Genomic DNA, 19,141 nt, shown 5'->3' with positions numbered 1-19,141 from the left:
GCCGAGGCTGACCGAATGCGCGGAACCGTTCGATGATTTCAGTCAGCCCCGGTTGGTACGGTCTGAGCGGTCGTTCTCGCTGGTCTGTGGTGAGGCGGATTTCGCTCCGATGGGTCGCTATCGACCGGAGGTCCCGATGGTGAGCGACAGCACGCCCCGTTCATCGGAATCGATTTACCGCCACACGACGTGGCGGTCGTTGCTTGTGCTTCTCCCGCTGGTGTCAGTGGGCTGCTCCAGTCCCCCTCCGGCCAAGCCGCCTGCGCCGGTGGTGGTGCGCCCTCCGGATTACCGCCGAGGCCTGCACATCTACCAGGGCGCATGTGCCTCCTGTCATGATGGCGCGAACCTCGAGGCGCCTCCGCTCGACGAGATCGAGGCCTGGGATGAGCGTGTCTTCGACTGGGAATCGGTGTTGCGGCAACACGCCGCGCAGGGCTATCTGAACCCGCCTTCCGACAGCCGGTTGACTGAAGAGGGCATCAACGATGCGCTGCTTTACATGGAGACGCGCATACGGGCAATCGACGAACAGTCGCACAACGTCCAGCCCGTTCAGCCCGGCAGCAGGGCCAACGCCTTTCCGGGCTGACCAGCGCCATTTCTATTTCGTTCAGCTGCAGCCACCCAGCTGTTGCACGGATCCCTGCCTCTGTCGACAATAGCCAGCGACTGACCGTTGCGGGCATCCGCCCGGATTTTCCCTTGCCCCAACCCCCCCGGCACGCATTGTGACTCGCGTCCGGGGTCGCGCTGCGGTGATCCGGCGGTCTCGTGTGCGTTGCGGCAGGTGGTGTCGTCGAGGTGTTGACGAAGTCCCCTTCTCGGGCCAACATACGGCGCGAAGACCTAGCTATGAAGTCTGATAAAATTTAGGCAATTCGCCGGAGGGGTTTGCATGTGGGCTGAGCTTCGGGATCTTCGTGACGGCATCGACCTGGGAACTCCTCCGCGGGATGGACGCGACGTCACGCTGACTATCGATGGGGTGTCCGTTACAGTCCCGGCGGGAAGCTCCGTGATGCTGGCGGCAGCCCGCGCGGGCCATGCGGTGCCCAAACTGTGTGCCTGCGACACCCTCGAACCGTTCGGTAGTTGCCGGGTGTGCCTGGTCGAGGTCGAAGGCCGGAAGGGGTTTCCCGCAAGCTGTACGACGCTGGTGGAAGACGGCATGGCGGTCCGGACCGAGTCGGAGAAGCTGGCGGCGTTGCGCCGAGGGGTCATGGAGCTGTACCTGTCCGATTTCCCTGCCGACGATATCCCGGGCGGGTGGAGTGAATTCCACGAAACCTTGCAGCGACTGGGCGTGACCTCTCATCCCTACGGACCCGGTGAGAACCATCAGGCCAGCCCGGTCGATGAATCCAACCCGTATTTTCTGTTCGATCCCGCGAAGTGCATCGTCTGCAGTCGCTGCGTGAGGGCTTGCGAGGAGATCCAGGGGACCTTTGCCCTGACCATCGACGGACGCGGTTTCGACTCGAAGGTGGCGGCGGGCCAGGATCAGCCGTTTTTCGATTCCGAATGCGTCAGCTGCGGCGCCTGCGTGCAAACCTGCCCGACCCAGGCCCTCGTTGAAAAGAGTCTTTTCGAAGGAGAGTACCGTCATGCCCAATCCATTGAAGCCTGAGCGCAGCGTCGTCACCACGTGCGCCTATTGTGGCGTGGGGTGCGGCTTCAAGGCGGAGACCCGGGCCGGCCGCATTGTGCGGATGATTCCCTGGAAGGAGGGCAAGGCCAATCACGGCCATAGCTGCATCAAGGGGCGTTTCGCCTACGACTACTACAACCATCCCGACCGGGTGCGGACGCCGCTGATCCGTCGTTCGATCGACGAGCCATGGCAGGAAGTTGATTGGGACACCGCCCTCAATCACGCCGCCGGCGAGTTCCGGCGCATCCAGAGCACCTACGGCGCGAAGTCGATCGGTGCGGTGTCCAGTTCGCGTTGCACCAACGAAGAGATATTCCTGGTGCAGAAGCTGGCGCGCGCGGTTTTTGGCAACAACAACATCGACAACTGTGCGCGGATCTGCCATTCGCCGACCCAGTTCGGGCTGTCGGCAACCGTAGGCTGGGGCGCGGCCAGCCAGCATTTCGACTCGATCCTGCAGGCCGACGTAATCATGGTCGTCGGCGCCAATCCGACTGAAGGGCATCCGGTGTTCGGCTCGCTGATGAAGCGGCGGATCCGGCAGGGCGCCAAGCTCATCGTGATCGATCCGCGCCGCACCGAGACGGTCAAATCGGCCCATTGCGAAGCGACGGTCCATCTGCCGCTGCGGCCGGGCAACAACGTGGCGATCTTGAACAGCCTGGGCCATGTCATCGTGCGTGAACGCCTTTACAACGAGGCCTTCGTGCGCGAGCGCTGCGAATGGAACGAGTTCGAGCTGTGGATGGGGCTGGTCGGCAGCGACCGCTATGCGCCCGAGGTCATCGGGCCGGTCGCCGGTGTAGCTCCGGAGGCCATCCGGGCGGCGGCCCGCCTCTATGCCGGTGGGCCGAATAGCGCGATCTATTACGGGCTGGGTGTGACCGAACACTCGCAGGGTTCCACGGGTGTCATGTGCCTGGGCAATTTGTCCCTCGCCTGCGGCATGCTGGGCCGGGAAGGCGTTGGCGTCAATCCGCTACGAGGTCAGGGCAATGTTCAGGGCGGCAGCTGCCTCGGTAGCTGGCCTCACGTGTTCAGCGGCTACCGCTTCGTGACCGACCCCGAGGTGCGTGGTTCATTCGAGCAGGAATGGGGCGTGCCGCTGGACGCGGAGCCGGGCTTGCGTCTGCCGAACATGTTCGACGCGGCGCTCACCGGCCATTTTCGCGGTATGTACATCATGGGTGAAGACCCGGTACAGAGCGATCCGAACCGGCATCACATCGTCGAGGCGATGCGGCAGATGGAATGCGTCGTGCTGCAGGACCTTTTCCTCAACGAAACGTCGAACTATGCCCACGTATTCCTGCCGGGCAGTTCGTCGCTGGAAAAGGAAGGGACCTTCACTAGCGCCGAGCGCCGGGTGAACCGGGTGCGCAAGGTGGTCGAGCCGCTCGCGGGCTACCAGGACTGGGAGATCGTCGTGCGCCTGATGAATGCGATGGGCTACCCGGCGAAGTATGCGCATGCCGGGGAAATTCTCGACGAACTGGCGCGGCTATCACCGGCCTACAAGGGGCTCAGCTTCGAGCTTCTGGAGCGCATCGGATCGGCGCAGTGGCCCTGTGACGAGAACGCCCCTGAAGGGACCGAAGTGCTGCACACCAAGACTTTCCCGCGCGCGAATGGCCGCGGCACCTTCATGCTGACCGAGTTCGTGCCGACTGCCGAGCGCACGAACGACCGCTTCCCGCTGTTGCTGACCACCGGCCGCATCCTGAGCCAGTACAACGTCGGCACGCAGACCCGTCGCACGGCGAATTCGCGCTGGCATCCCGAGGACCGGCTCGAGATCAATGCCGCCGATGCACAGACCCGCGGCCTGCGCGATGGCGACTGGGTCACCGTGACCAGCCGCTTCGGACAGACGCGGCTTCGCGCCAAGCTCTCGACGCGGGTCAACCCGGGCATCGTCTACACGACCTTCCATCATGCGACATCGAAGGCCAACGCCGTGACGTCGGATCTGTCGGACTGGGCGACGAACTGTCCCGAGTACAAAGTCACCGCGGTCGAAGTCGCCCGTGTCGATGTGCCACCCACACGCGCCAAAGCCGAGGCGCGCGAGGATGAGGTGGCGGAGGCCGTCAGCTAATGGGCGCCGCGGTCAAACCGGGTCCGGGACAAATGGGTGAGACGGTACTCGATCTGCAGCGCCTGCTGACGATGGCCAACCAGATCGGCGATTTTTTCGCACCCTACCCGCCGGAAAGGCGGGCCGAAGGCATACGCAACCACTTGCGAACCTATTGGGATCCGCGCATGCGCCAGGATTTGCTGGACTACATCACGGCCGGCGGCGACGGGCTCGTCCCGCAAGTGGTTGAGGGCGCGAAACTTCTGGTCGAAACAGAGCACGACAAGAAGGGCTATTACGGGCCGCCGAAGGCCTGAATTGAGCACACTCCGCGGCAGCTCGGATCGTCACTGATCCGGGTCGCCGCATTTTTCGGTTTTGAGCGGCTTCAGGTGGGTCTCAGGCTGCCCGGGATGATCGGCGACCCTCCGTTAGCGGTATCCATTCCTGATTTCTCAGTCCGGTGGCAGGACAGCTTCCAGCAGTTCGGTGACGTCGAGTGATGCCCCCGCGTCGATGGTGCGACCCTCGGCAGCGCGGAACAGCCGATCTCGGATCGCCAGCCCCAAACCCCCGCCCGCCGGTTCGCGCGCCAGGATCAGGTCCACCTTCTGTTTGTCCAGTTCGCGCAGGCGCGTGAACAGCACGCGAGCAACCGCAGCCAGATCGTCCGACGCCCCCAACGAGGCGAACGCCGCGCTCAAGCCGCCATAGAGTCCCGCTTCCTCCTCCGGAATCAGCAGGCCGATCGTTCGCCCGCGCTGTCGCGTCCGCTCGACGATGTCCGATGCCAGGCGCTGCGCCGCGTCAGCCTCGCCTCGTAGCAGCAGCAGCACCGCGTGCGGCGAGTAGTGCTTCAGCAGGGTTCCCGGCGACGCTGCGTGCTCGTCGTCGGCGCTGACCCGGGGCGCTTCGGGTATCCGCAGTTCCGGCATGACTTCCCGCAGCGCTTCCGGAGACAGGCCGCCGGGCCGCAGCAGGATAGGCGAGGCCGCTGTCAGGTCGATGACCGTGGACTCTAAACCAATCGTGGTCGAGCCGCCGTCCAGCACGAGGTCGACCCGCCCGTCGAGATCCTCCAGAACATGCTGCGCCGTCGTGGGACTCGGGCGGCTGAACTGGTTTGCGCTGGGGGCGGCGATCGGCAGGCCGCAGCCTGCGAGCAGGGCGTGCGCAACGGGGTGGGCCGGTACCCGCACGGCCACGGTATCGCGCCCCGCCGACACGCTCGCGGGTACCTTCGCAGCGCGGTGCAGAATCAGGGTCAGCGGCCCGGGCCAGAAGCGCGCTGCGAGCCGGTGAACGATTTCCGGGATGTTTGCTGCAACCTCATGTACCTGCGCCACCTGCGCCAAATGGACAATCAGTGGATCCGTCAAAGGGCGTTGCTTCGCCTCGAAGATCCTCGCCACGGCCGTGGCGTCCAGCGCGTTCGCCCCCAGGCCGTAAACCGTCTCGGTCGGGAAGGCCACCAGGCCGCCGGCCTTGATGATCCCCGCCGCTCGGACAATGCCCTCGACAGCGGGATGCTGGGGATCGACGTGTATCAGTTCGGTGGGCATGCGCGTGACTGGTGTGCGGATCGGTCGCGGTGTGAGGACGGCGTGAATTGTCCCACAGCTGGCGTCGGACGCATGACTCGGTGTTCGTTGCGACCGATGGCTTAGCGGGCAGTCTGGCCGCTGGCCCGGTATCCGGCCCGCGCGACACGCCGGTGAGCGGAGGTCGCGGAGGCACGGGCTGCCGTCAGAATGTCCGTGTTCAACACGTCGATGTGAGATGTCTCCCTTCCGGGATTACCGACTTTGGGCTAGGTGGAGCGATGGGATTTCCATCACCCGTCGATAGCGTTCCGCTGGCGGAAGCGCGGCATCCTTTGCGTGCCACCGCCTGACAGTCGCTCCGCTCGCTGACCTATCCACGGCCGTTCATGGCTGCGCGTTTGGGCGGTAAATCGCCCTGGGTCGCGATCCTTTGCCGTCTCGCTCGAACATTATTTCCAGGCGCGGTATGGGGTGACGGAAATTTATCCTTTTCCCGTGATGATGTCTATTGCGATCGGATTAACTTTTCTCTCATCAACGATTCTTGTTGTTTTGTCTTAGGTCCTATGTGATACCCAGTATTGTGGATTTTTCATTTATCAGCGGTCTGGAATAATGGCTCGCGTCAGTGGTGATTGGGTTTGTGCCGTCCGTCTGTTCTGACCTCGGATAGACGATTATTCAGGATGTAATGGAGTTAAGGTCGCGGCATCTGGTTTGCCGCCGCCTTACGTGGCTCTGCATCGATTAAGAGTTTCTCCATGGCACAACCGCTGGCGCACCTAGTTGCAATACAGGATGACCACATGCGATCCACTCAATTGGCCTTAGGGCTGCTGACTTTACTCTTGTGTTCGGGTGCTCACGCGGCAGCCCCCGATTTCAATCTGTCTCACCATATTCATAACTGGAGCCGCATCGTCAACGGTGCCACTCCGAAGCGGGCCAGATCGGAACAGCATGCCTTGGCCATGGGCTATGTGATGGTCAACAAGAAAAAGGCGGGTGATTCACAGTTCAGCCAGCTGACCGTCATGAAAGACTTCAACGCCGGCCATTATCCTGTCGTATTCGATTTCAACGGAGGGAAATCCCGATTCCGGGATGACACCGACGATGGGGCAGGTTTTTCCACGCTCCGGCGGGATCGCGTGATTGGCAAGGACACGGATCTGGATCCGGAGGACATGGCACTGCTGTCGCGATTCGGTTGCAGCAAAACCGATCCGGACCCTGTCCTGTCAACGGATGCGACGGTAGCCGACTTCGAGTCCACCTTCTATGCCGCGCCGGCTGCGACAGACTTGCGGTGGTCTGCGTTGAATCTGCAGAGCCGATGGGTCGTCAACCAGATGATCGACGCACTGCTGGAAAGTATCCGTCGCCGCGACCATGCCGCCGTGATGATGGATGACTTGCTGCCGAACATTTCGGCCGGCTGCGCGAACCGGGAGGCCGGAGGGCAGGGATCCTATGCGTCGTACATGGAGGGCAAGAAGGATTTCGTCAAGCGGCTGACCGATATTCTGCATGCGGAGACATCACCTTATGGCTCCGCCTATTTGGTCGCGGGAAATGTCTGGCAGATCACTAGCCCCCAGTTTGCCTCAACCTACGGCGCCTGGTATGCGGATGGCAGTCTTCGTCTCGATCTCTATTATCTCGAAAAGGGGACACAGGACGGCAATAATCAGATAGCCAGCAGCCGCGATCCACAAACCCGCTTACCGGCATTTTCGTACCAGGGGGCTGGCATTCCCAGCAACTTCGTTCCGGCCTCCAGAGTGGTGCTGAACACGGCGCACAAGACCTATCCGCCGACCACGCAGTTCGTGACGGAGCACCTTAGGGTCGCGGGTATGGCCGGCGCCCAGGGCTCCTGGTTCGGCTTTACCCTGGCCATGAACCTGGATCAGCAGTACGCGGATGGCAGCTGGGTCTTCAACAACACGCTGCAACTGCTCCGCGCCGTGCCGAACTTCGACAATCTCGCGCGTGTGCCCCTGGGCTCGCGTCGCTACAGTGCTTCGGCCATGGCGTATACCAGCCCGAACAGCCAGAGTTCGCCGTCCGTGGTCCAGTCGCGTAATCCGTTGAACGGCGAGTTGTATGCGGTGTTCCTGCGGTCGTCGGGAGCCATCAGGCTGAACCTCAATGAGGCCGTCAGTTCGGCCGTGTTTGTCGATCCCTTGTTCAACCCGACCTCCGAGAGTGCGTTGAGTTGTCTGCGTGTTGGGAGGGGCTTTGTCACCCTGAGCTGCGCCAGCCGGGTGGGCCAGGGTATTCGGCTGACACTTCAACGCTCAGGTCGCTAGGGTTGGTAGCCCATTCCTAAAAGGGGCCGTGCGCGGCCCCTGTCCCGGTGCGCTCATTGGCTGTGCCCTCGGCTGGTCGCATTGAGGGCATTTTGCCCATCCGCTTACCGTATGGTGCGGGGCGTCGTCGCGCCATCGATCAGTCCTCCGGCCTTGGGGCACTGCTCAGCGATGCCGGCCCGGATCAGTTCGGCCATCCGCAGCGTGCCCGGACCGGTCGCATCGCGATCGGCAAAGATCAGGTACAGCGTCGCCCAGCGTTCCGCTCCCTCGCGCAAGGGCAGCGCCTCTAGTTCACCGGACTCCAGCTCCCGCCGGATCATGTCTTCCGGATACCACGCATAGCCGAGTCCCATGCAGGCCGCCCGGATGGATGTGCTCTTGTGGCTGACGGTCAGACGTCGTTCGTTGAGCCAGCCCGGTGTGCGGGAGCGATCCCGGCTCGTGTCGCGAATGACCAGATGCCGGTGTTGGCTCAGGTCTTCCAATGTCAGCGGGCGCCCCAGCCGGTGCAGGGGGTGATCGGGACGCGCCGCCGCGATGAAGCGCACCGGCATGATCGGGTCGCCGATGAAGCCCGGTGGAATCCACGAGCCGATGGCCAGATCGACCCGCCCCTCCAGCAGCGCTTCATCGGTTCCGCTCAACACGGATTCGATGAGTTCGATGCGGGTTTCCGGGTGTTCCTTGGCAAAACGCGCGAGACAGTCCAACAGCAGCCAGGTCGGAAAGATGATCTCCACCGCCAGCCGGATTTCGGCTTCCCAGCCGGACGCGAGGCTGGCTGCGGCGCGCTCCAGTCGCATCGCTTCCTCGATCAGAATCTTTCCCCTGCGGTACAACACCTGTCCGGCAGCCGTCAGAACGGCCTTGCGGCCCTGGATTTCAAAGGCCTTGACGCCGAGCAGGCGTTCGAGTTTCTGCACCGCGTAGGTCAGCGTCGACTGGCTCTTGTACAGCGTGGCCGCGGCCTGCGCATAGCCGCCGCCTTCGACGACGGCGATGAAGGTGCGCCACTGCTCCAGTGTGATCTTCGGTGGTGATGTCAAAGCTATCGATAAAGTCGATTAGGTAAGCCGAAATATTGTGCTTTTCCATCGGCGCAATCAAATCTTTAATGGCTTCACCGTTCATCAACTGCTGGAGAAGTCCATGACGAATCTCAACCAGGCCCTCGAATTGTCAGGCCGCGTATCGCTGGCCGCGATCTTTCTGTTGTCGGGTGTCGGCAAGGTCGGCCAGTACGCCGGCACACAGGCCTACATGGCCGCGGCGGGCGTGTCCGGCCAGTGGTTGCCGCTGGTCATCGCGCTGGAAGTCGGCGGGGCGGTGGCGATCATCCTCGGCTGGCGCACACGGGCGGCCGCGCTGATTCTGGCGGGGTTTACGCTGCTGGCCGCCGTGCTGTTCCACAGTGCGCTTTCGGAGCAGATTCAGATGATCCTGTTCCTGAAGAACGTCGCGATCGCCGGCGGCTTCCTGTTGCTGTTCGTGCATGGCGCCGGGCCCTGGAGTCTCGACGCACGCCGTGCCGGCAGCCTCTGGCCGAACGCGCGCTGACCCCCCTTTGGAATCTCGCCCTCATCACGCATTCTGACCGGAGACTGGCCATGTCGACTCGATCGCTGCTACGTACCGTTCCATCCATCGCGGCGTCCGACGGCGCCGGCGTCAAACTGCGGCGCAGCCTGGGGCAGTCGCCGACGTTGCGCCACGACCCTTTCCTGATGCTGGACGAGTTCTTCTCTGACGATCCGGACGATTACCTCCGCGGCTTCCCGGCACACCCGCACCGCGGCTTCGAAACGGTGACCTACATGCTCGACGGCCATATGCGCCACGAGGACAACGTCGGTCATCACGGGGACCTCGGTCCGGGCGACGTGCAGTGGATGACGGCCGGGCGCGGGATCGTCCATTCCGAGATGCCGCAGCAGACGGAAGGCCGGATGCGGGGCTTTCAGCTCTGGATCAACCTGCCGGCCAGGGAGAAGATGAAGCCGGCTGCCTACCGGGACATCCCCGCAGCGGACATCCCGGTCGTCGCGCTGGATCAGGCCGGCGGCACGGTCCGCGTGATCGCGGGCACGTTCGCGCAGGGCGGACAGTGTGTTGCCGGCCCGATTCAGGGCCTCAGCACCGAACCGCTATATTTCGACGTCATCCTTCCTGCGGGCGCCGAGTTCCGCGCGCCGGTGCCGGGGAGCCATCATGCGTTCGTGTACCTTTACGAGGGCACGGCGGTGGTGGGCGACGAGGGCCAGGCGCTGCCGCACCGAGCGGCTGGGATTCTGGGCGATGGCGACACGGTCCGCCTGCGGGCGGGATCGGAAGAGGCGCGCTTCCTGCTGCTCGCCGGAAAGCCTCTCGGCGAGCCGGTGGTGCAGTACGGGCCTTTCGTCATGAACACCCGCGACGAGATCGAACAGGCCCTGGCCGATTACCGCGACGGCACGCTCGGCGCGCCGAGTGCGGCCGCGTGAACGCTCTAAGGGGATGCCGATGACCGCTCAGTCGACCCGTTCCATGCCGATGGATCGCAGCCACACCGCGAGCAGGATGCCCGTCCTGTTCGTCGGCCATGGCAGCCCGATGAATGCGATCGCCGACAGCGAGTTCAGCCGCGCCTGGACGGATATCGGGTCATCGCTGCCGACCCCGCGCGCGGTCCTGTGCGTTTCCGCGCACTGGGAGACGGCAGGAACGCGTGTTACTGCGATGGAGCAGCCGCCGACGATCCATGACTTCCGCGGATTTCCCGAGGCACTTTCCGCCTTCGTTTACCCAGCGCCCGGTTCACCCGAGTTGGCGCGGCGCGTGTGCGAGTTGCTGACCGATCAGGACATTCGAACCGATCGCGAACGTGGTCTTGATCATGGCGCCTGGTCGGTGTTGTGCCGGCTTTTCCCGCGCGCGGATGTTCCCATCGCCCAGCTCAGCCTCGATCGCACCCGGGACCCCGCAGAGCATTTCGCGCTCGGCGCGGCCTTGAAGCCGCTGCGCGACGAAGGTGTGCTCGTTGTCGGGAGCGGGAACATCGTGCACAACCTGCATACGCTCATCTGGAAGGACTCGGCTTTCGACTGGGCCCTCGCGTTCGACGGCGCAATCCGGGCGCGCATCCTCGCGCGCGACTTCGAGTCGGTCATCCACTACGAAACACTGGCACCGGCGGCGCGCGAAGCCGTGCCGACTCGTGAGCATTTCCTGCCACTGCTGTATGTGCTCGGCATGGCGGATCCGCAGGACCGCATCGAGTTTTTCTGCGAGAAGGTGACCTTGGGGTCGATTTCGATGCGTTCGGTCAGGGTGGGCTGAGCGGGAGGGCGAGGTGTCGCGTGCGGCTTTGCCGCCGACCCAGTCGATTCGGGGTGATGCGTTCGGGGAACGTCGGTCGTTGACGGGGCGATTGTGTCGTTGCGGTCAACTGTGCGAAGGTTGTGCCCGCTCGATTCCTACCAACAACTCCTGACGAACCTGGGGGCCACGGCATGTCAGCATCCATGAAAACTCGGTTTGCATTCGGCGGCTGTCCGCATGATTGTCCGGATACCTGCTCGATGGTGTTCGAGGTGGAGGAGGGCCGGCTCAAGGGCGTCAAGGGCAATCCCGATCACCCGCTGACGCGTGGCGGCCTGTGCGTCAAACTCAAGGACTACGAGAAGCGCCACTACCACTCCGATCGCTTGCTGTACCCGCTGCGCCGCAGCGGCCCCAAAGGCAGCAAGCAGTTCGAGCGCATCACTTGGGACGAAGCCCTGGACGAGATCACTAAGCGCTGGAAGGCCATCATCGCCGAGCACGGTCCCCAGGCCATCATTCCCTACAGCTATCTCGGTCATCAGGGTCTGGTGCACGGATTGAACGGGGGCGATGCCTTCTTCAATCGTATGGGTGCGACTGTCTGTGAGCGGACGTTCTGCGGCGAAGGCGCCTCCACGGCCTGGCTGCTGACCGTCGGCCCGACCGCGGGCGTAGATCCCGAGAGCTACATTCATTCCCGCTACATCGTGATCTGGGCGTGCAACTCGGTCAGCACCAACCTTCATCACTGGCACATCGTCAAGGACGCCCAGAAGAGCGGCGCCAAGGTCGTCGTCATCGATGCCTACGCCTCGCGCACGGCCAAGGAGGCCGACTGGCATATCTGCCCAAAGCCGGGCACCGATGGCGCACTGGCCATGGCCCTGATCCATTCCATCATCGCCCAGGGCTTGGTCGACCAGGACTATGTCGCTCAGTACACGATCGGTTATGCGGAACTGGCCGAGCGTGCGAAAGACCGGACGCCGGAATGGGCCTCGGCCATCACCGGCGTCTCCGCCGACGACATCCGCACGCTCGCCAGGGAACTGGCGACCGTCCAGCCGGCGGCGATCCGGATTGGCGTGGCGCTGGAGCGTCATCAGGGCGGTGGCCAGGCCATCCGGGCGGTCACCTGCATTCCGGCGTTAACCGGCGCCTGGCGCCATGTCGGCGGCGGCATGACGCAATTCTCGGTCTGGGAGCATCCGTACAAGTTCGACGTGATCTGCCGCCCCGATCTGATCCCGAAGGGCACGCGCATCGTCAGCAACCTGCAGATCGGCCGCGCGCTGACCGGCGAGATGCCGCTGGATCCGCCGATTCTGTCGATGATGTGCTGGAACTCGAATCCGGTGACCCAGGCACCGGAAACGGACAAGATCGTGCAGGGCCTGCTGCGCGAGGATTTGTTCCTGGTGTCGGCGGAGCACTTCCTGTCCGACACGGCCAGTTACGCCGACATCGTGTTGCCGGCGTCGATGGGCGCGGAGATGGAAGACATCATCCTGTCGTGGGGGCATTTGTACCTGACGTACAACGCCAAGTGCGTCGAGTCGCCGGGCGAGGCGCTCCCCAACAGCGAGATCTTCCGCCGTCTGGCCGCTCGCATGGGCTACGATGAGCCGAACTTCCAGTGGTCGGATTCGGAATGTCTGGAGCGTTTTGTGGACTGGGACGCACCGGCCTGCGACGGCATCGACCTGAGTACGCTGCGCGAACAGGGCTACGCGCGACTGAAGGTCGGGAGTCCCGACGATCGCGCGCCGCACCGGGAGGGCAATTTCCCGACGCCGTCGGGTAAGTGCGAGTTTCTGCTGGACAACCCACGCAACTTCGTCGCGGGTCCGTTCCGGCAGATGTACGACGACTTCCAGCCCGGTGAGGCGCTCGATGTCCTGCCGGATTACGTGCCGGCCCGCGAAAATCCTTCAGTCAATCCGGAACTGGCCCGAAAGTATCCGCTGTCCATCGTGTCTCCGAAGAGCCACTCGTTCCTCAATTCCTGTTACGCGAACATGGACGGCAAACTGAAGGCTCAGGGCGAGCAATTCGTGCTGATCAACGCGGCGGATGCCGCCGAGCGCGGGATTTGTGACGGCGGCACCGTGCGCGTGTTCAACGATCGCGGTGCCTTCGAGGGGCTGGCTCATGTCACCGCTGACGTGAATCCGGGCGTGGTCGTGGCGACGCTGGGGTACTGGCGGCAACTCAATGCCGGCACGGTCAACTGCATCAGCGCGGCCGAGTTTGCCGATATGGGCCACGCCCCGACCTTTTCCGATAACCTGGTGGAGATTTGCAAGGTCTCGGAGTGAAGGAAGGCCCCGGCTACGACGATATGACCACCGGCCCGCGTCATTGCGCCCGCCGCAGGCTCCGACGGGGCGGTGTCCCGCCCCGTGTCTGACGCCAACGTTCACTCTGCGTCCGGGGGGCGCTGTTGCCCACCGCGCCGTTCCGGGAACGATGCTGTGTTCGGTGTAAGCCTGCTTATTCCCGGACAGGATCTTTAGCACTAGCCAGGGAGTGTCCGGCGCGCAGTTGCTTTTCCGGCGCTGGACATGGAAGGACCGCGCGTTGCTGCTGTTGTCCTTACATGTGAGTCTTGCAGCGGAATTCCAGAGCACTTTGAGATTGTTGGGACGGAAGGGCACGACTACGGGCAGGTTGCGACTGGAGCAGCCGGACGTGTTGCACGCGCGGACATCGTAGCTGTACGAAGTGGTGGCGATGTTGCCCGTGGCCGCGGTGTCACTGCAGCTCCGCGTGTCCGCGGGCAGGCTCGCCAACAGCGTCCGGCTGCCGCGGCCGACCCGCCGGTAGATCTCGAAGGCGGTTTCGTCCTCGGAGGCATCCTGCCACTTCAGGTCTATCCGCTCCTGCGACCTCGACGAGGCGCTCAGATTTCTCGGAGTATGAGGCGTTCCGGCCGTGCAGGGTGAAACCTGACCGGGGCGGTCTGCGATATCCGCGCTGACGCCATAGGAGTAGGTCGTGGCCGGCAACAGTCGAGTACCCGGCAGTATCGCAGCGTCGGCACGCGTGTCGGCGCGGACCTCTGGGAATCGCATGGGCCCGGGCGTTGCGAGCGCACGAGCGAGTCCGGTTACCTTTCGATTTGTTCGGGGGCTGCGGCGTCTGAACTGACGGGCGGTTCCGTATCCTGTTCGTCCGTTAGCTCTCTGGTCCTATCGAGCTCGGGCATCGGCATCGGGAATGGCGCAGTGTCGCGGGGAACGCTCTGCTGCACTGCATCGTTGTCCGAATCGGGTGCTTCTATGCCGACCGGTTCATCGCCAGGGCCTGCGGTTGCACAACCCAAGGATAAAAGCATGGAAGCGATGCTGAATCGGATGGAGGATTTTTGTTGTGGCATGTGTGAACCTAGCCGAATGAATCGGCGATGACGACGAGGGTGGGGTCGAACGCTATTTGGCTTCCGGCGGACAACTAGCCGACATCGCTGGCCTGCTGAAGCTCGCGGGTCTTGTCTGGCCTGCGGCGTCCTTGTGGTTCGTAAGCGGAGAAGGCGGACCCCAATGCTGGCAGCCCGCCTCCGGTTAGCTTTCGGACATTAGTCCGTCAGCTGCAGTTGCCGGCACGATGTGCGCAGATTGAGTTCCAGAGGTTGACGAAGCGACTGTCGAACTCGGAGCCGCCCAGGACACCGAACGCCTCGCCGTAGGTGTAGGAAGCCACGGTTACTACGCGATTCCGGCCCGGCTGGGTTTGGGGCTTCGGGCTCGCGCTCGATCCGAAATTCTGGATCCATGGCCCGCCACTCGCGCCAAAGGTTTGCGGGTTGCCGTACTCGCAGTTGAACGGCGCGACATTACGCCAGCGCTGAGCCGAAGTGATTGCCAGCCGCTGGCCACCGAACACATTCCCTGGATAGCCCAGCATGTGAACGTGGTTGCTCCGGCAGCTCCCGGTTTGCCACCCCAACCAACCGGTAACGTCCCCGATTCGGCGTACGACCCCGCTGAACGTGCGATCCTCCAACTCGATCATCGCATAATCGGCGGCATTCGGGACCCCACCGCCGCCAGAGAACCAAGTCGATGTCGTCGTCGCGAAGCGCCAGTTCCATACCTGCAGTGGGGCGGAACCGTTGTAGGTAGCCGGAACGAACTGGAAGTTTGAATACCAGCTTCCCTGACCATTCGCAACACAGTGACCGGCCGTCAGCAAGATCCGTCGCTGAATGACTGCAGCCGTGCACGACGCCGTGCCGCCGGGAGTCGAGAAGTAGAGCTTACCCGTCGTGACGTGTGGGTAAGTCAGCGCATTCGACTGGCTATCCGGTACCATTCCCGATATCGAATACAGCGCACCCGATGTACCGAAGTCGGTCGGTACCGGGTCGTTCTCCGCCGTCAGTGCCCTCAGTGCGGCTTCGTAAAGACGCGACGACCGATCCGGAGCAACCGAGATGATTGGCTTTGATCCGTCTCGCACGATCTTTGCCACCGCCGCGACGGCGGCTGACAGTTTCATTGCTGCCTCGGGAGAGGCAACGGGCTGCAGCGGTTTGGCCGACGCGAAGTCGAGTGCGGAAAAACTTGCTGCCGCTGGTTTGTCGTTTTTCAGCACCACGATGTCTGATGCTGCCAGCACCCCCTGGCTGACGGTAAGGGTCAACAGTGCTCCAACTCCCACGTTGAATTTTCCAATCAATGTACTCATGTCCATTCCCCTCCAAACTGAAATGACGATTGACACTTGCGACGGACGTATTTCGTCGGTCGCGGGGCTAGTATGGGAGTACGCCGTTGGAGTTAATGCGAAATGGTGGCCGGGCTGGTGGGTATTCGGCTATTGACTTCTATGTTTTGGTGAGGTGCGTACGCAATGTGGTCATTGAGTCGTGCGAACGGGTGTTGCTCGGGAACCGCAGTTTGGGTGGGCTGGCTCCGGACCCTCAGTATCCGCATCAACTCAGGCCCTGGTCAGATCACTTGGCTGATATCCGATTCTCGGAACCTCGCTTCTGGCAAGCGCACCAGCGCATGCGATCAACGCAAGATACCGTAAGCAACTCGAGCGCTCGGACTGCACGCAAGTCACGGAAGCCCAAGGCTGCGACATCAACAAATCCAGGGAAGAGAACGCCAAGGCCGGGTTCGTGACGGAACCCCCCGCCGCCAAGGCGGGCTCGCCGACACCGAGCCCCTATACCGGCCAGTGGGTCGCCAAGGGCGCGGCCGGAGCGACGGTCGCCACGATCCGGATCGATAAAAGCGAACATGTCTGGGTCAACGGCAAGACGGTTGCTGCCCAACGCAGTGACGGCGCGCTGGTGTTTCGCTCCGGAAATATGACCTACACCATACGGGGTGATCGGCGGCTGAAGGGTGAGGACTACTGGATGGATTCGGATGCCGGAACGAAGGGGCCGATCAATCCGGAGTAAGGCGGTTCAGTCTTTGACCTGGCGCGACGCGTGTCAGGCCCGAGGTTCGTCCTAAATCGTGCGGGCTGCTGCGGGTCGGAGGCTTTTCCACCGAATGCTGCAGTTCAATCGAGCATGACTGCAGCATGTCCGACAGTGTCGACACAGGGCAAAAGGTGTCTGACCCCAACCCCACCACGCACGGCTTGTACAGCCGACATCCCCGTTACCTTCGAAAATCTCGAAGTCTGGCTGCGGGAAGATCTGATTTTTTTATGATCGAAGGGAACCTATCTTTTCTCCGCACGAAGCGATTGCTTCGCACGAACTTATCAGTCGATTCAATGAGGTGAACCATGACTATTCGTACTTGCCGATCGATCGTCGCGACGGTGCTACTGCTCGTTTTGGGCTCAGGAGCGGCCATGGCGCAGCCGCTGCAGGATTTCATCGCGACCGCCGAGTCAACCTTCGGTGGTCGCGCTTTCGTGGCCGAACGCTATAACCGATACGTCGAGGTGCAAGTGCTCAGTGGCGACCAACTGATTGAGGCGGAGTACGATCCGCGCACGGGACGGCTGATCGACTCGGATGCCTTTGGTGGACCGCGACGCGTGCAGCGCGTTGCAGCAAGCCTCGCTCGGGCCACCGTGCCGCTCGGCGACGCGATCGACGCTGCGCAACGCGCAGTCGGATCAGGCGAGGTGCTGGAAGCGGAACTGCGCCTGTCCGGCACGAACCGGGGTCGGCGGTACATCATCGAGATCCGCACCAGAGACGGCCTGTTTGATGTCATCGTGAACTCCGCGACGGGACGAGTCGTCCGGGTGGTTCGGGACTAACGGAGCCGACCGCCTCGCATGATCTTGCCTGACTCCGGGCGGGTGGATACTCGATGGTTGGCCCAGGCATCAACCATCGGGTGCCGCCCGCCAGGGAGGTGCGACGAAGAACGGAAGAAATTGGTTGGCTCAGGCGAGAGAGCGAGGGCCCTGCCGCAGGGGCGAAGCCAAGGCGGGGAGCCGATAGGCAACGGGTGTTGGAAAGGCATTCGACAACTGGAAACGCGCGAACCGTGCGCGTCATGGCGTGTGAGACCGTAAGTCAGGTGAGAGGATCCAGATGGCTGCGCCCGCTTTCAGTGATAGCCAGCACTGCCGGGTGAGCGATCTTGCGCTGCGGCACTATTGCGTAGTATCGCTCGATCAAATCGGCTGTACGGCCGATCTCCACGACCCCGAAGTTTTCACACACGCGCTCACTGATCGCGGCAGGGGCCGTAAAGACTCCCAGTCCCTGCTGCCCTAACGCTTTCATCAGTGCGCTATCGTCGACCTCCGCGACGATCACCGGGCGAAGTTCCTGATCAGCGAACCAGTCCTCCAGACGCGTCCGCAGGGAGTCGCGGACCGCGGGCAATAGGAACGGTGCTCCATCGAGGCTGCCGGGAAAGTCCCCCACCAGTCCGCTTGCCAGATCCGCTCGCGCGAAAAACGCCACGCTGCTCTGGCCAAGTGAATGGCTAAAGGCGCGCACGTTGAGTTCAGGCAGGGAGCGGTCCGAGAGCACGATGTCGAGTCGGTGTACGGAAATGTCGGCGAGCAGTTCCTCCAGCGGAGCTTCGCGCGTAACGACCCGGACCGGATCCTCAAGGGTCATGGCAGGCGCGAGGATCTCACAGGTGATCAGCTTGGCGAGTGAGTCCACTACCCCGACCGACAGGGTGCGTGGCGACCGAGGTTTGGCGCCAAAGCGCAGCACCTGGGTGAGTTCCCGCCCCAGCGTGAAGATCTCGTCGGCAAACTGGACTACCAGCTGCCCCGTGTCCGTGAGGATCAGCGAGCGGCCTTCGCGCCGAAACAGCGGAACACCGATGCTCTCTTCCAGTTGCTTGATCTGGCCGCTGATGGTCTGCGGGGTCAGATGCAACACCTCCGCGGCTCGGCTTACAGAGCCCTCCCTGTGTACCGTCCAGAAGTAAAGGAGGTAGGTGTAGTTGATATGCCGCATCAGGAGCGCCCAATTGAATGGCCGAAGTTTACCTGAAGCGATCGCCGCGTATCGGACGGGCGGTGCGCGCCGCCACAACTCACGCCGACCAAGGGCCGGTGGTTCGCTTGAGCGAGGTTTGACTCGACCTCACTTTGCTTCCGCTACGCCGGGCAGGCCAGGGACGAACCAGGAGCTTCCCGAACAATTCACCTGACCCGATCATCTGTTCGCGAGATAGACCAAGGCCACGCCGCTCAAGATCAACGCAGCGCCAGCGACAGTCAGCCGATTGAACTGAATCTCCTGAAAGAACAGCCAGGCGAAAAGGGCGACGAAGAGCTGGTAGGAAATTTCGATCAGAGACGCCTGCGGGCCAGCGGCGGGCCCACCTTGGCAGAGGGGACAGGTGCCGTCGCCTTTGCCCCGGTGCGGTCGGTCGGCGAGGCCTGGTTAAACCCCGTCAAGGAGCCCTCCCAAACGAGTGCTCCATTACAGAACGCTGCATAAGGATGTGCGACATGTATCTTGACAAACACCGTATTCAACCGGCTGTGCGATCCGGAATCCAAGCTGGGGATCTTGCGCTGGCTGGAAGGGCCACTGGTACCGGGCGTCGCGACGCCGTCGGTAACCCATCAGCGCTTACTGCGCACCATGGACAGTGTGGTGGAACACGGCGATGCGCTGGACACGGTTCTGGTCGGCTTGTTGCGCCCGTTACTGGACCAAGAGTTGTCGATCGTCTTCTGTCGCCGTGGCCACGCCACTGACCTGGGCCCGGTGGCGTTGCACCGCTCGCAGCACAATCCCCAGGATCGTCCGCTGCCGCTTGACCACCCGCCGCAAGCGCTTGAACTG

At 62.9% G+C, this 19,141-nt stretch carries 15 protein-coding genes and 1 pseudogene; 12 read left to right on the top strand and 4 right to left on the bottom strand.

Annotated features, from left to right (window positions below; all coding sequences use genetic code 11):
• Window positions 1–136 precede the first annotated feature (136 nt).
• The 4 genes from ACW73L_RS10920 to ACW73L_RS10905 all read left to right on the top strand — a co-directional run bounded on the left by ACW73L_RS10920 (window position 137) and on the right by ACW73L_RS10905 (window position 4,051).
• Window positions 137–592, top strand: a complete 456-nt coding sequence (locus tag ACW73L_RS10920; RefSeq protein WP_498921939.1) for a c-type cytochrome — start codon at window positions 137–139, stop codon at window positions 590–592.
• A gap of 306 nt (window positions 593–898) precedes the next feature.
• Window positions 899–1,630 carry a 2Fe-2S iron-sulfur cluster-binding protein gene (locus ACW73L_RS10915; protein WP_498921937.1) on the top strand — a complete coding sequence of 244 codons (732 nt, stop codon included), beginning with the start codon at window positions 899–901 and terminating at the stop codon, window positions 1,628–1,630.
• Window positions 1,608–3,752, top strand: a complete 2,145-nt coding sequence (gene fdhF, locus ACW73L_RS10910) for a formate dehydrogenase subunit alpha (protein WP_498921935.1) — start codon at window positions 1,608–1,610, stop codon at window positions 3,750–3,752. Before ACW73L_RS10915 ends, fdhF begins: the two co-directional genes overlap by 23 nt.
• Window positions 3,752–4,051 (top strand): formate dehydrogenase subunit delta, encoded by a 300-nt coding sequence (locus tag ACW73L_RS10905; protein WP_498921933.1) that lies wholly within the window; start codon window positions 3,752–3,754, stop codon window positions 4,049–4,051. The genes fdhF and ACW73L_RS10905 overlap by 1 nt, the downstream gene beginning before the upstream one ends.
• A 138-nt stretch (window positions 4,052–4,189) precedes the next feature.
• Here the strand turns inward: ACW73L_RS10905 and ACW73L_RS10900 are convergent, their stop codons facing one another.
• The gene (locus ACW73L_RS10900; RefSeq protein WP_498921932.1) at window positions 4,190–5,296 is read right to left on the bottom strand and encodes an L-threonylcarbamoyladenylate synthase; all 1,107 of its coding nucleotides are present in this window, start codon (window positions 5,294–5,296) and stop codon (window positions 4,190–4,192) included.
• A gap of 788 nt (window positions 5,297–6,084) precedes the next feature.
• Between ACW73L_RS10900 and ACW73L_RS10895 the strand changes: the two genes are divergently transcribed.
• A complete protein-coding gene (locus ACW73L_RS10895; protein ID WP_498921930.1) occupies window positions 6,085–7,593 on the top strand; it encodes a hypothetical protein in 1,509 nt (502 codons plus the stop codon).
• Between the two features lie 104 nt (window positions 7,594–7,697).
• Here the strand turns inward: ACW73L_RS10895 and ACW73L_RS10890 are convergent, their stop codons facing one another.
• Window positions 7,698–8,642: a LysR family transcriptional regulator gene (locus ACW73L_RS10890; protein ID WP_129883237.1), complete on the bottom strand. Its 945-nt coding sequence runs from the start codon at window positions 8,640–8,642 to the stop codon at window positions 7,698–7,700.
• Window positions 8,643–8,745: 103 nt separating this feature from the next.
• Here ACW73L_RS10890 and ACW73L_RS10885 point away from each other — a divergent pair, with 103 nt between their 5' ends.
• From ACW73L_RS10885 to ACW73L_RS10870, 4 genes are all read left to right on the top strand, one after another.
• A complete protein-coding gene (locus ACW73L_RS10885) occupies window positions 8,746–9,153 on the top strand; it encodes a DoxX family protein (RefSeq protein WP_498921929.1) in 408 nt (135 codons plus the stop codon).
• A 50-nt stretch (window positions 9,154–9,203) separates the two neighbouring features.
• On the top strand, window positions 9,204–10,076 hold the full coding sequence (locus ACW73L_RS10880; RefSeq protein WP_498921928.1) for a pirin family protein: 873 nt from the start codon (window positions 9,204–9,206) through the stop codon (window positions 10,074–10,076).
• 19 nt (window positions 10,077–10,095) lie between these two features.
• A complete protein-coding gene (gene ygiD, locus ACW73L_RS10875; protein WP_498921926.1) occupies window positions 10,096–10,911 on the top strand; it encodes a 4,5-DOPA-extradiol-dioxygenase in 816 nt (271 codons plus the stop codon).
• Between the two features lie 185 nt (window positions 10,912–11,096).
• A complete protein-coding gene (locus tag ACW73L_RS10870; protein WP_498921924.1) occupies window positions 11,097–13,214 on the top strand; it encodes a molybdopterin-containing oxidoreductase family protein in 2,118 nt (705 codons plus the stop codon).
• A gap of 1,267 nt (window positions 13,215–14,481) precedes the next feature.
• On the opposite strand, the gene ACW73L_RS10865 is transcribed toward ACW73L_RS10870, so the two are convergent.
• The gene (locus ACW73L_RS10865; RefSeq protein WP_498921922.1) at window positions 14,482–15,585 is read right to left on the bottom strand and encodes a trypsin-like serine peptidase; all 1,104 of its coding nucleotides are present in this window, start codon (window positions 15,583–15,585) and stop codon (window positions 14,482–14,484) included.
• A gap of 439 nt (window positions 15,586–16,024) precedes the next feature.
• Here ACW73L_RS10865 and ACW73L_RS10860 point away from each other — a divergent pair, with 439 nt between their 5' ends.
• Together ACW73L_RS10860 and ACW73L_RS10855 are read left to right on the top strand one after the other, a co-directional pair.
• Window positions 16,025–16,312 carry a hypothetical protein gene (locus ACW73L_RS10860; protein ID WP_498921920.1) on the top strand — a complete coding sequence of 96 codons (288 nt, stop codon included), beginning with the start codon at window positions 16,025–16,027 and terminating at the stop codon, window positions 16,310–16,312.
• 335 nt (window positions 16,313–16,647) lie between these two features.
• The gene (locus ACW73L_RS10855; protein ID WP_498921918.1) at window positions 16,648–17,133 is read left to right on the top strand and encodes a PepSY domain-containing protein; all 486 of its coding nucleotides are present in this window, start codon (window positions 16,648–16,650) and stop codon (window positions 17,131–17,133) included.
• Between the two features lie 262 nt (window positions 17,134–17,395).
• Here the strand turns inward: ACW73L_RS10855 and nhaR are convergent, their stop codons facing one another.
• Window positions 17,396–18,301 (bottom strand): transcriptional activator NhaR, encoded by a 906-nt coding sequence (gene nhaR / locus ACW73L_RS10850; RefSeq protein WP_498921916.1) that lies wholly within the window; start codon window positions 18,299–18,301, stop codon window positions 17,396–17,398.
• A gap of 519 nt (window positions 18,302–18,820) precedes the next feature.
• On the opposite strand from nhaR, the pseudogene ACW73L_RS10845 reads away from it, so the two are divergent.
• Window positions 18,821–19,030: pseudogene (locus ACW73L_RS10845) on the top strand (hypothetical protein); the annotation flags it as partial.
• Window positions 19,031–19,141: the final 111 nt, after the last annotated feature.

The organism is Methylolobus aquaticus (assembly GCF_054172105.1).
This window is presented reverse-complemented; position numbering and strand designations above follow the sequence as displayed.

Coding starts and splice junctions, on each gene's coding strand:
- ACW73L_RS10920 (WP_498921939.1), top strand. CDS start 137: ATGGTGAGCGACAGCACGCCCCGTTCATCGGAATCGATTTACCGCCAC.
- ACW73L_RS10915 (WP_498921937.1), top strand. CDS start 899: ATGTGGGCTGAGCTTCGGGATCTTCGTGACGGCATCGACCTGGGAACT.
- fdhF (WP_498921935.1), top strand. CDS start 1,608: ATGCCCAATCCATTGAAGCCTGAGCGCAGCGTCGTCACCACGTGCGCC.
- ACW73L_RS10905 (WP_498921933.1), top strand. CDS start 3,752: ATGGGCGCCGCGGTCAAACCGGGTCCGGGACAAATGGGTGAGACGGTA.
- ACW73L_RS10900 (WP_498921932.1), bottom strand. CDS start 5,296: ATGCCCACCGAACTGATACACGTCGATCCCCAGCATCCCGCTGTCGAG.
- ACW73L_RS10895 (WP_498921930.1), top strand. CDS start 6,085: ATGCGATCCACTCAATTGGCCTTAGGGCTGCTGACTTTACTCTTGTGT.
- ACW73L_RS10885 (WP_498921929.1), top strand. CDS start 8,746: ATGACGAATCTCAACCAGGCCCTCGAATTGTCAGGCCGCGTATCGCTG.
- ACW73L_RS10880 (WP_498921928.1), top strand. CDS start 9,204: ATGTCGACTCGATCGCTGCTACGTACCGTTCCATCCATCGCGGCGTCC.
- ygiD (WP_498921926.1), top strand. CDS start 10,096: ATGACCGCTCAGTCGACCCGTTCCATGCCGATGGATCGCAGCCACACC.
- ACW73L_RS10870 (WP_498921924.1), top strand. CDS start 11,097: ATGAAAACTCGGTTTGCATTCGGCGGCTGTCCGCATGATTGTCCGGAT.
- ACW73L_RS10865 (WP_498921922.1), bottom strand. CDS start 15,585: ATGAGTACATTGATTGGAAAATTCAACGTGGGAGTTGGAGCACTGTTG.
- ACW73L_RS10855 (WP_498921918.1), top strand. CDS start 16,648: ATGACTATTCGTACTTGCCGATCGATCGTCGCGACGGTGCTACTGCTC.
- nhaR (WP_498921916.1), bottom strand. CDS start 18,301: ATGCGGCATATCAACTACACCTACCTCCTTTACTTCTGGACGGTACAC.